Source organism: Sphaerisporangium dianthi, assembly GCF_042654065.1.
Taxonomy (GTDB): domain Bacteria; phylum Actinomycetota; class Actinomycetes; order Streptosporangiales; family Streptosporangiaceae; genus Sphaerisporangium; species Sphaerisporangium dianthi.
In genome coordinates this window covers 1-10,852 of the sequence record NZ_JBHSFP010000076.1, presented here as the reverse complement: position 1 = coordinate 10,852, position 10,852 = coordinate 1, and the positions used below count along the sequence as shown (strand labels likewise).

Here is a 10,852-nt window from a genome sequence, read left to right as displayed (position 1 = left end):
TGGCGCCGGCGCGTTCGGCGCGGGCGGCCCTGGCGGAGGCGGCGGGTTCGGCGGCGCGCCCGGCGCGGGCCGCCTGTTCAACGACGTCATCGGCGGCCAGATCTCCTGGCTGATCCCGTTCGCCGTCCTCGCCCTGGTCAGCGGCCTGCTCCTGACCGGCCGCCGCTACGGCGCGGTCCTCGCGGGAGCGCACGCCGATGCGGCCTTCCCGTCCGCCCGGCGCCCGGACGCGACGGACCCGCCATCCGGACGGCGGTCCCCGGCACGCGCCGCCCTGCTGCTGTGGGGAGGATGGCTGGCCGTCCACTACATCGTGTTCGGCTTCTCGGCGGGCACCTTCCACCCGTACTACACGACGGCCATGGCCCCCGCCGTCGCGGCCCTGACCGGCCTGGGCGGGGTACTGATGTGGCAGGCGCGCACGCAGGCACGGACGCGGGCCCTGCCCTGGGCGTGGGCCCTGCCGGCCGGCATCGCCGTCACCGGCGCGTGGGCGTTCGTCCTGCTGCGCCGCACCCCCGACTGGGTCCCCTGGCTCTCCTACGCGGTCGCCGGCCTGTGCGCCGTCGCCGCGATCGGCCTGGCGACGCCGCGCATCGGACGCCGGGGCCGCATGCGAGCCGCCGCGATCATGCTGGTGATCGGCCTGGTGGGCGGACTCGCGGGCCCGGCCGCGTACGGGCTCACGCCCCTGGCCTCCCCGGTGAACGGCACCAACCCCACCGCCGGACCCGCGGCAACCGGCCGCTTCGGCGGACCAGGCGGCCCCGGCGGCCCTGGCGGGACGGGCGGCCCCACGGGCGTGCGCGGCCCGATCCCCGGCGGGCAGGCGGCCGACCCCGGCGGGCAGGCGGGCGACCCCGGCGCCGGGCCGCCGGCCGGTACGGGCATCCGGCAGCGCGGCGGCCCCGGCGGGGACGTCAGCGCCGCGCTGATCTCCTACCTGGAGGACCACCAGGGCGGCGCGACCTGGCTGGCCGCCGTCGGCGACGCTCACTCCGCCTCGTCGATCATGCTGTCCACGGGCGGCAAGCCGGTGATCGCGATGGGCGGCTTCACCGGCGGCGACCCGGCCATGACCGTGACCGAGCTGCAGCGGTACGTCGCCGAGGGGCGGCTGAAGTACGTCCTGCTCGGCGGCGGCATGGGCGGCCTCGGCCGCGGCGACGGCGAGGTCACCACCTGGGTCCGGTCCCACGGCACCGTCGTGGACCCCGCCGAATACGGTGGAACGGACACCGCCCGATCCCTTTACGCGCTGGCCTGACGTGCTCCGCCCGGTCCCTTCACGCGCCGGCCTGACGCGTTCCGCCCGATGTCCGCCCAGGCCGGCGGCGCGGCCGCCCCTCGCTCCCGCGCCGGGCCCGCGCCGCCGTGCGGGCCTCGGAGCGGGGCCGCGCGGTCCGCGACCCTCGCGGACATCGGTGGCGGCGGGCGGTCCGGCGGTCTCCGCATCGACGGCGGATTCGCGGGTAGGACGCATCCCTGACGCTCACGAAGGGAATGATCTCGCTTGGACCAGCAGAGTTTCGTCGCTCTCCTCAACGAGGACCTGGAGAGCGAGTTCCGATCGATCGTCCAGTACACGCAGCACACCGCGACGATCAAGGGCGCCCAGTACCAGAGCATCATCGAGGAGCTGAAGGCTCACCTGAACCAGGAACTGGACCACGCCCTGGCGCTCGCCGAGCAGATCGCCTTCCTCGGCGGGGTGCCGTCCGTCGCCGTCCCGGAGATCCCGAACGTGCCCGACGGGGCCGAGGCCCTCCAGCTCGACCTGGACCTGGAGACCGCTCAGCTCGAACGCTACCGTCAGCGGGTCGGCCAGGCCATGGAGCTCGGCCTGCACGACGTGGTCGAGGCGCTGCGCCCGCTCCTGCAGCAGACGCAGGACCACGTCATGGACCTCCAGGGCGCCCTGGGCGAGTAGCCCCTCCGGCAGGGTCCTCGGCCGGCGGCCGTCCGGTGCCCGGGGCGAGCGGTCCCCGGCGTCGTGCGAGCGTGCCCCCCGGGGGTGAACGGAGGGCGACTCCCGGCGGCCGCGGGACGCCGGCGCGCGCGAGCATGGGACGGCGCGACGGGGGAACATGCTCCCGTCCGCGCCGTCCCCGTCGCCGTTCTCGCGCCGTTGCGCGGGCCGGACCCCGGAGTAGGATCTGGGCCGTGCGGGGTGCGGAGAGAACACGTGGCAGCAGGGCCGACCAGGCCGATCAACGCAGAGCCGAGCTTCTGGAGGCCGCGCGCCGGGTGGTGCTCGAGCGGGGCATCTCCAGCACCCGCGTCTCCGACATCGCCAAGGCCACCAACGTCAGCGGCGGCCTGATCCACTATCACTTCGCCACCAAGGACGACCTGATCACGGCGATGCTCCGCGCGACCATCGACGGCGAGGTCGCCAAGCTCAAAGAGCTAGTGCGAAGCGCGGGCACGGCCGTCGACCGCCTGGACCAGGTGCTGCGGTTCTACATCCCGCGGTCGCGCACCGACCAGAGCTGGCTGCTGTGGATCGACGCCTTCGCGGCCGGCCTGCGCGAGACGGTCGTACGCGACAACCTGCTCGAACTGGAGACCGCCTGGATCGGCGCGCTCCAGCAGGTCGTGCAGGCCGGGGTCGACTCCGGCGAGTTCACCTGCGACGACCCGCGCGGCGCGGCCGAACGCCTCGACGGCATGCTCGACGGCCTGATCATCCGCTACACCCTGCATCCCTCGGTGCTGTCGCGGGCCCGGCTGCTGGAGCACGCCCGCATCGCCGCGGCCCGCGAGGTCGGCCTCCCGCGCTCGGCCTTCCCGGCCGCCTGAAGGGCCGGTCAGGCGGGGAGGGCCGCGAGGAGGTAGGCGAGGCGGGCGGCGGCGTTGTCGATGTCGTCGGCGGTGCCGAGCCGGTAGCCCCACGAGGTGAGGAAGACGCCCTGCGGGCTGCACGTGACGACCTCGGCCAGCGTGTCGCTGAAGCGGTTGCGCACCCGCACACGGGGCGGCGTGTCGCCGATGACCCGCACTGACAGGTCGATGTGCACGCGCGTGGCGGAGGCGAACCGTTCGAGGCAGGACATGGTGTCCAGCATGTGCCTCACCTCCGCGTCGGCCCTCGGGAGGTCAGGATTGCATGATCTTGCCGGGCAGGGCAAGCAATTGTTGAGGTCAAGACCCCGATTGTTTCGCGAAATCGACAAGAACCCGGACGATCACCTCCCGGGCGTCCTCCCGGAACACCGCAACGTCGCACAGCTCCTCGAACGCCTTGGCGTAGAAGGCCACGTTCTCGGGGTCGCGCAGCAGCAGATCCTTGGTCCGCGTCGGGACGCCCACCATGGACTCGTTGTAGATCCAGAAGCCGTTGAGCAGGGCGGACGGGAGCTGGGCCGTGAACGGGATCACGCCGAACTCGACGTTCGGCAGGGTGGTGACGGCGAGGAGCCGGTCGAGCTGGCCGCGCATCACCTCGTCGGGCGCGAGCCGGTAGCGCAGCGCGGCCTCGGGAAGCAGGAAGCGGAACCGCCGGCTGGGGTCGTACAGGATCTCCTGCCTGCGCATGCGCACCCGGATCGCGGCGTCGACGTCGTCGGCGCTGCCGTAGACCCGGTGGACCTTGGTGAAGATGTTGCGCGCGTACTCGGCGGTCTGCAGGAGGCCGATCACCACGCCGGGTTCGAACACGCGGAACAGGCTGATGCGCGCCTCAAGGTCGCGGACGTCCTCCTGGAGCCCGGCCAGCCCGCTCTTGTGCCGCTGGCGCCAGGAGTCCTGCCGGTCCAGCAGCGTCGCCGCCTGGGTGACCAGGTCCGCGAGGACGTCAGGGGCGGCCTCGACGGCCTGGCACCACGCCATGACGTCGTCCTCGGTGACGCTCTGGCGCGCGTTCTCGATGCGGGAGACCTTGGAGGCCTGCCAGTTCAGACGGCCCGCGAGATCCTTGCCGGAGAGCTGGGCCGCCTCCCGCAACTGGCGGAGCCTGGTGCCGAGATCCATCCGCGCCTGCTGAAAGCCGCTCACGCTCACCTCCAGTCGGCGACAGACTCGCACGAGGGTAGACCGGCCGGAGCGATCATGCCATAGGGATCTCCCTATTCGTGATCAGTGACACAGAGCGCCGGGTCGGAGACGCCGAGCACCCGGCGGGCGATGTCCACCAGGAGCTCGCGGGGGACCTCGACGGCCGACTCGCCGTCGAGCACGTGCAGTAGATCGGCGTGCGCCTCGGCGTCGGTGACCGTGAGTCCCTGGACGACCAGCGTGCCGCGGTCGGTCTCGTACAGCGAAGGGCAGGCGCCCGCCTCCGAAGTGGAGCCGAGAAAACGCAGACGCATGACCGACCGTCCTTCCCCCGTGGGCCTGACTGGCCGCAATTGCGCGCAATTGTAAAGGAAGCTCAGCCTTTCTGCCCCCTATGTCCAGTAGATGACCCGCACTGCCCGACTGCCGTTCACATGCCCGGCCGGTCAGTCTCCGGTGATGCCGTCCAGCATTTCCCGCAGAATGTCGATATGTCCGTTGTGTCGGGCGGTTTCCTCGACCAGATGGTGCAGGATCCAGCGCAGCGTGACCCGTGTGCCGTCCTTCAACTGCTCCTTGGCGACCGTGTCCAGGCTGAGCGGGGCCAGCAGCTCGCGATAGCGCGCGCACTGCTCCTCGTACTCCTCCAGGAGCCGGGCCAGGGGGATCTCCAGGGCGATCCGCATCTCGCGGTCGGGATCCTCCTCCGTCCAGGGGGCGTGCTCCTCCTCGCCCAGCAGCCGCACCTGGATCCAGGAGTACTCGACCCAGCGCAGATGGCTCACCAGCCCGCTGATCGTCGTCAGCGGCGAGGACGGGAGCAGGGACTTGCGCGCGTTCTCCTCCGACAGCCCCTCGCACTTGGCGTGCACGGTGGCCCTCACATAGTCGAGAAGGGTCTCGAGCGTGGCCCGCTCGTCCCAGGAAGTCGGAATGTCAGTACGTGTAGTCATAAATCGCAGCTTTTCGGACATAGCGCTCGCTGTCGACCGATTAACGCCCCCTGCGATGCGCCCCCCGCCGGCCCGGCCACGCGGGCCGTCCCGGCGGACGCGGCCCGGGTCGACCGCGAAGGGCCGTCCCGGCGGACGCGGGCCGGTCCGACCGCGAGGGGCGTTCCGGCGGACGCGGGCCGGCGCGGTCAGGTCCGCGGAGGGGCGTCGGGATCGGCCCCGGGTATCCAGGAGGCCGGGCGCTTCTCCCTGAAGGCGCGGATGCCCTCCTGGCCCTCGGCGGAGGTGAAGCGCCGGGCGGACAGCTCGGCCATCTGCCGCATCCCCTCCTCCACCGACAGGGCAGGCACGGCGCGCACGAGCTGCTTGGTGATCGCCAGGGCCTCCGGGCCGCCGCGCAGCAGCATGCCGGCGTAGCGGGCGACGGCCGCGTCGAGCTCCTCGGCGGGCACCGCCCGGGTGAGCAGGCCGATCTCGGCCGCGCGCGCGGCGCCGAACACCTCACCCGTGAGGAAGTACTCGGCGGCGGCGCGCGGCTCCACCCGGCGCAGCACGGTGACCGAGATCATGGCGGGCACCACGCCGAGCCGCACCTCGCTGAACGCGAACGTCGCCGTGTCGGGGGCGATCGCGAAGTCGCAGGCCGCCACCAGGCCGAGGCCGCCCGCGCGGGCGGTGCCGTTCAGCCGGCAGATCACCGGCTTGGGGCTGCCCCAGATCAGGCTCATGACGCCGGGGAAGGAGGCGGTCACGGGCGCGTCGTGCGGCAGCGCGTCGCGGGCGGGGGCCTGCTCCTTCAGGTCGGCGCCCGAGCAGAACACCGGGCCGGTGCCGGTCAGCACGATGACGCGCACCTCCGCGTCGGCGATGGCGCGGCCGAGCGCGCCCTCCAGCTCGCCGAGCAGGCGGACCGACAGCGCGTTCCGGTTGGCCGGCGAGTCGAGCGTGACCGTCGCGACGCCGCCGCTGACCTCAAGGTGGACCAGCGTGGTCATCGGTGCTCCTCGGTGCCGGCGGGCGCGGCGCCGGTCCGGCCCGTGTCGTTCTGGCCAGGGTCGTTCTGACCGGCGTCGTTCTGACCGGGGTCGATCCGGCCGGCGTCGTTCTGGCCAGGGGCGGCCCGGTCGGCGGTGGGCGGGGCGGCCGGCTCGATCACGGCGAGAACGGCGCCGGCCTCGACCTGGCGGCCGGGCGTCACGTTCAGCGCGCTGACGACGCCCGCCGCCGGAGCGGAGATCACATGCTCCATCTTCATCGCCTCCAGGATGAGGATCGGCCGCCCCTCGCCGACCTTCGCGCCGGGGGCGACCTCGACGCGCAGAACGGTACCCGGCATGGGCGCGAGCAGTGAGCCCGGGGCGACGCGCGCCACCGGCTCCGGCAGCCTCGGCAGCGGCGCGAGCCGCACCGAGCCCAGCGGCGCGTCCACGTGCACCGCGTCGGCGTAGCGGGCGACGGCGAAGCGGCTCACCAGCCCGGCGACCGCAAGGACGACCTCCCCGGGGGTGGCCGACACCAGCTCCACGTCCGGGAAGCCCTCGGCCGCCAGGCCGTCGCGGGTCACCCGGTAGGCGACCTCGACGCGGCCGTCCGGGCCCTCGAACGCCGCGCGCTGCGGCTGGGAGGGCACGTTGCGCCAGCCGCTCGGCAGCCCGCCCAGCACCGGCGCCGCGGCGCGGTTGGCGGCGGCCACCGCCAGCGCGGCGGCCAGCGCCAGCAGCGGCACGACGCCCCCGGGCCGCTCGCCGGCGACGGCGGGGGAGGCGGAGGGCGGCGAGGTGAGGTCGTGCTCGTCCAGGAAGCCGGTGTGGGTGTCGCCGGCGAGGAACGCCTCGTGCCGCAGCACGCGCACGAGCAGATCGCGGTTGGTGGTGAGGCCGTGGATGCGGGCGCGGGCCAGCGCCGTCGCGAGCCGCCGCGCCGCCGCCGCCCGGTCGGGACCGCAGGCGATGACCTTGGCGAGCATCGGGTCGTAGGCCACGCCGATCAGCGACCCGCTCTCCACCCCCGAGTCCAGCCGCAGGTATCCGGCGCCGGCCGACGGCGGCGCCGCGAACCTGGCGTCCACGCCGGGGATCTCGAACAGGTGCAGGGCGCCGTTCTGCGGGCGCCAGTCGTGGGCCGGGTCCTCGGCGTACAGGCGGACCTCGATCGCGTGGCCCGACGGCTCGGGCGGCGCGTCCGGCAACCGCGCGCCCTCGGCGATCTCCAGTTGCAGGCGTACCAGGTCGACCCCGTACACGCACTCGGTGACCGGGTGCTCGACCTGGAGCCGCGTGTTCATCTCCAGGAACGCCACAGTGCCGCCCGCGACGAGGAACTCGACCGTCCCGGCGCCGACGTACCCGATCGCCCGGGCGGCCTTGACCGCGGCCTCCAGCAGGACGGTGCGCACCTGAGGGGACAGGCCGGGGGAGGGGGTCTCCTCGACGACCTTCTGATGCCTGCGCTGGATGGAGCACTCGCGCTCGCCGAGTGTCCACACGGTGCCGTGCGCGTCGGCGAGGACCTGCACCTCGACGTGCCGGGCGTTCTCCAGCAGCGGCTCGACGAACACCGTGCCGTCCCCGAACGCGGCCAGCGCCTCGCGGCCGGCGGCCATGACGGCCTCCGGCAGCGCGGCCGGGTCGCGCACGACGCGCATCCCGCGCCCGCCGCCGCCCGCCGACGCCTTCACCAGCACCGGGAACGCGAGGCCGTCCGCGCCTGACAGCGTGCCGTCCGGCGATTCCCCGTCCCGCGCGTCCGGCGACGATGCGCCCGAGGCGCCGGGGAGGGCGACCAGGGACGGCAGGACGGGGACGCCGGCCTGGGCCATCAGCCGTTTCGCCTCGATCTTGGAGCCCATCGCGGCGATGGCGTCCGGGCCGGGCCCGACCCAGGTCAGCCCGGCGTCCAGCACGGCCCGAGCGAACCCGGCGTTCTCCGACAGGAACCCGTAGCCCGGATGGACGGCGTCCGCGCCTGCCCTCAGCGCCGCCTGGACGATCGCCGCCGCGTCGAGGTAGGTCTCGGCGGGCCGGGTGCCGCGCAGCCGGGCCGCCTGGTCGGCCTCGGCGACGTGCGGCGAGCCGGAGTCGTCGCCGGCGAACACCGCGACGGTCTCGATGCCCATCTCGCGGCAGGTGCGGAAGATCCTGCGCGCGATCTCCGCGCGGTTCGCCACCAGCAGTCGTGTGATCATTCGCTCACATCCGGAAGACGCCGTAGCCGGCCGGTGCGGGGCCGGGCGCGCCGGCGATCGCCGACAGGCACAACCCGAGGACGGTGCGGGTGTCGCGCGGGTCGATGACCCCGTCGTCGTAGAGCCGGCCGGACAGGAAGAACGGCAGCGACTCGGCCTCGATCTGGGCCTCGACCATCTGGCGCATCGCCGCGTCGGCCTCCTCGTCGTAGGCCTGGCCGCGTGCCTGCGCCGCCGCCCGGCCGACGATCGACAGCACTCCGGCCAGCTGCGCCGGGCCCATGACCGCCGACTTGGCGCTCGGCCAGGAGAACAGGAAGCGCGGGTCGTAGGCCCGCCCGCACATGCCGTAGTTGCCCGCGCCGTAGGAGGCGCCCATGACGACGGTCAGGTGCGGCACCGTGGAGTTGGACACCGCGTTGATCATCATGGCGCCGTGCTTGATGATGCCGCCCTGCTCGTAGTCCTTGCCGACCATGTATCCGGTCGTGTTCTGCAGGAACAGCAGAGGAGTGCCCGCCCGGTCGGCGAGCTGGATGAACTGGGCGGCCTTCTGGGCCTCCTCGCTGAACAGCACGCCCCGGGCGTTGGCGAGCACGCCGATCGGGTGCCCGTGCAGGGTGGCCCAGCCGGTCACCAGGCTCGCGCCGTACAGGGGCTTGAACTCGTCGAACTCGCTGCCGTCGACGACGCGGGCGATCACCTCGCGCGGGTCGAAGGGGATCTTGAGGTCCTCGGGGACGATGCCGAGCAGCTCGTCCTCGGCGTACAGCGGAGGGCGGACCTCGCCCGGGGCGGGGCCGGAGGGCCTCCGCGCGGTGAGCCGGGCGACGATGCGGCGGCCGACGCGCAGCGCGTCGTGCTCGTCCGCCGCCAGGTGGTCGGCGAGGCCGGAGACGCGGGCGTGCATCTCGGCGCCGCCCAGCGACTCGTCGTCGGACTCCTCGCCGGTCGCCATCTTGACCAGCGGCGGGCCGCCGAGGAAGACCTTGGCGCGTTCCTTGACCATGACCACGTGGTCGCTCAGGCCGGGCACGTACGCGCCCCCGGCCGTCGAGTTCCCGAACACCAGGGCGATGGTCGGGACGCCGGCCGCCGACAGGCGGGTCAGGTCGCGGAAGATGCGGCCGCCGGGGATGAAGATCTCTTTCTGCGTCGGCAGGTCGGCGCCGCCCGACTCGACCAGGTTGACCAGCGGCAGCCGGTTCTCCAGCGCGATGTCCATGGCCCGCAGCGTCTTGCGGAGCGTCCAGGGGTTGGACGTGCCGCCCCGCACGGTCGGGTCGCTGGCGATGATCACGCACTCGACGCCCTCGACCACCCCGATGCCGGTGACCACGCTGGCGCCGACCGGGAAGTCGGTGCCCCAGGCCGCCAGCGGCGACAGCTCCAGGAACGGCGAGTCGGGGTCCACCAGCAGTTCGACGCGCTCGCGGGCGAGCAGCTTGCCGCGCCGGTGGTGCCGTTCGACGTACTTGGGCCCGCCGCCCGCGACGGCCTTGTCCTGCTCGGCCGAGAGCTCGCCGAGCTTGGCGAGCATGGCCGCGCGCCTGGCCGCATAGCCGGCGCTCGCGGAGTCGAGCCGGCCGCCGATCACGCCCATCCGCCACTCCCTCCGCGTCGTCGCCGCCCCGGCCGGCGCGGCGGGGCGCCCCTGACCGGGAACGCCGCGACCGGCGCTCGGTGCCGGGAGTCGTCACTCGGTGCCTGGGCTCAGAACGTAGTACACCGGACGGTCAGCCGGATCCGCCGGGGTGGATCTTCGCCCGGCCGGTCGTGTCCCGCCCCCCGGTCAGCCGCAGTGGGACCAGCCGCTCTTCCAGGTGGCGGTGCCGTAGGTGCCGCCCCAGATGACGCACGCCTGCTTGGCGGCCACCCGGACCGGGCCCGCGTAGGCGGTGTAGGCGCCGGTGTCGGCGCCGGTGGCGCCGCCCTTGACCTGCAGCAGCACGCCCATCCTGATCTTCTGCGGGACGACGAGCTTCGACATGGTGACCACGCAGTTCTTCGCCGTCGCGCCGCTGTAGAGCAGGTAGACGGTGGCCGAGCCGAGCGCGCGCGAGTCGATGACCTTGTAGCCGGAGCCGCAGACCCCGGCCGCCGTGTACGGGTTCGGCTTGGGCGTGGCGGTGGGCTTGGGAGAGGTGGGCTTCGGGGTCGGGGTGGGCGTCGGCTTCCTGGTCGGCGAGGGGGACGGCTTGGGCGTCGGCTTCGGGGTCGGCGTCCGCGTCGGCTTGGAGGCGGGCGTGCGCGACGGGGTGGGCGAGCGCCGGGGGGTCGCCGGCGGCGTGGGGAGATCGCCGGTGCCGGCCCTGGCCGTGGCGGTGGCCCGGCGGGTGCGGGCCGGCGACGCGGGCGGCGGCTCCGCAGGGGAGGCGAGCCCTCCCACGGTCGCGTCGACGGTGGGTTCGGCGCCGGCCGTGACCTGGCTCGTCTCCTGGCCGGCGGCCCGGCCGGCGTCGGATCCGCCGGAGCCCACCGACTGGGCCAGCACGACGGTGCCCGCGGTCACGACGGCCGCGGCCAGCCCCGAGGCGATCGCGAGCGCGACCGTCCGCCCGCCGCGCGGCCCGGCGCCGTGCCTGGCGGCGCCCGGCCTGGCGGCGCCTGGCCGCCCGGGACCGCCGCCCGCCGAAGGCCCGGTTCCACCGGCCCCGGGCCGTCCGGGACCGCCGCCACCGTGCCGCCCAGGCGCGCCGGCGAGGGGGTGTCCGGGGCC

Annotated in this window: 10 protein-coding genes and 1 pseudogene; 3 read left to right on the top strand and 8 right to left on the bottom strand. The window is 74.1% G+C overall.

Going from position 1 to position 10,852, the window contains the following annotated elements; translation table 11 throughout:
• From ACFO60_RS40410 to ACFO60_RS40400, 3 genes are all read left to right on the top strand, one after another.
• Nucleotides 1-1,267, top strand: a 1,267-nt coding sequence (locus tag ACFO60_RS40410; protein WP_465269903.1) for a mannosyltransferase YkcB-related protein, incomplete at its 5' end; no start/stop codon positions are given.
• A gap of 246 nt (nt 1,268-1,513) precedes the next feature.
• Nucleotides 1,514-1,930, top strand: a complete 417-nt coding sequence (locus ACFO60_RS40405; RefSeq protein WP_380852724.1) for a ferritin-like domain-containing protein — start codon at nt 1,514-1,516, stop codon at nt 1,928-1,930.
• A 233-nt stretch (nt 1,931-2,163) separates the two neighbouring features.
• Nucleotides 2,164-2,802, top strand: a complete 639-nt coding sequence (locus ACFO60_RS40400; RefSeq protein WP_380852721.1) for a TetR/AcrR family transcriptional regulator — start codon at nt 2,164-2,166, stop codon at nt 2,800-2,802.
• Between the two features lie 8 nt (nt 2,803-2,810).
• On the opposite strand, the gene ACFO60_RS40395 is transcribed toward ACFO60_RS40400, so the two are convergent.
• From ACFO60_RS40395 to ACFO60_RS40360, 8 genes and pseudogenes are all read right to left on the bottom strand, one after another.
• On the bottom strand, nt 2,811-3,068 hold the full coding sequence (locus ACFO60_RS40395; RefSeq protein ID WP_380852718.1) for a hypothetical protein: 258 nt from the start codon (nt 3,066-3,068) through the stop codon (nt 2,811-2,813).
• 76 nt (nt 3,069-3,144) lie between these two features.
• The gene (locus ACFO60_RS40390; RefSeq protein WP_380852715.1) at nt 3,145-3,996 is read right to left on the bottom strand and encodes a helix-turn-helix domain-containing protein; all 852 of its coding nucleotides are present in this window, start codon (nt 3,994-3,996) and stop codon (nt 3,145-3,147) included.
• Nucleotides 3,997-4,067: 71 nt separating this feature from the next.
• Nucleotides 4,068-4,310 carry a hypothetical protein gene (locus ACFO60_RS40385; protein ID WP_380852713.1) on the bottom strand — a complete coding sequence of 81 codons (243 nt, stop codon included), beginning with the start codon at nt 4,308-4,310 and terminating at the stop codon, nt 4,068-4,070.
• 132 nt (nt 4,311-4,442) lie between these two features.
• Nucleotides 4,443-4,949: a DinB family protein gene (locus ACFO60_RS40380; protein ID WP_380852710.1), complete on the bottom strand. Its 507-nt coding sequence runs from the start codon at nt 4,947-4,949 to the stop codon at nt 4,443-4,445.
• A 188-nt stretch (nt 4,950-5,137) separates the two neighbouring features.
• Entirely contained in the window at nt 5,138-5,944 is an 807-nt protein-coding gene (locus tag ACFO60_RS40375) for an enoyl-CoA hydratase-related protein (RefSeq protein WP_380852707.1), read from the bottom strand.
• Nucleotides 5,941-8,133 (bottom strand): acetyl/propionyl/methylcrotonyl-CoA carboxylase subunit alpha, encoded by a 2,193-nt coding sequence (locus tag ACFO60_RS40370; RefSeq protein ID WP_380852704.1) that lies wholly within the window; start codon nt 8,131-8,133, stop codon nt 5,941-5,943. Before ACFO60_RS40370 ends, ACFO60_RS40375 begins: the two co-directional genes overlap by 4 nt.
• A gap of 4 nt (nt 8,134-8,137) precedes the next feature.
• Nucleotides 8,138-9,736 (bottom strand): acyl-CoA carboxylase subunit beta, encoded by a 1,599-nt coding sequence (locus ACFO60_RS40365; RefSeq protein ID WP_380852701.1) that lies wholly within the window; start codon nt 9,734-9,736, stop codon nt 8,138-8,140.
• A gap of 189 nt (nt 9,737-9,925) precedes the next feature.
• Nucleotides 9,926-10,852 (bottom strand): annotated as a pseudogene (locus ACFO60_RS40360) (hypothetical protein); the annotation flags it as partial.

Excerpts from the sequence above, each read along its gene's own strand:
- ACFO60_RS40385 (WP_380852713.1), bottom strand. The coding sequence starts at position 4,310 with ATGCGTCTGCGTTTTCTCGGCTCCACTTCGGAGGCGGGCGCCTGCCCT.
- ACFO60_RS40370 (WP_380852704.1), bottom strand. The coding sequence starts at position 8,133 with ATGATCACACGACTGCTGGTGGCGAACCGCGCGGAGATCGCGCGCAGG.
- ACFO60_RS40395 (WP_380852718.1), bottom strand. The coding sequence starts at position 3,068 with ATGCTGGACACCATGTCCTGCCTCGAACGGTTCGCCTCCGCCACGCGC.
- ACFO60_RS40375 (WP_380852707.1), bottom strand. The coding sequence starts at position 5,944 with ATGACCACGCTGGTCCACCTTGAGGTCAGCGGCGGCGTCGCGACGGTC.
- ACFO60_RS40365 (WP_380852701.1), bottom strand. The coding sequence starts at position 9,736 with ATGGGCGTGATCGGCGGCCGGCTCGACTCCGCGAGCGCCGGCTATGCG.
- ACFO60_RS40380 (WP_380852710.1), bottom strand. The coding sequence starts at position 4,949 with ATGACTACACGTACTGACATTCCGACTTCCTGGGACGAGCGGGCCACG.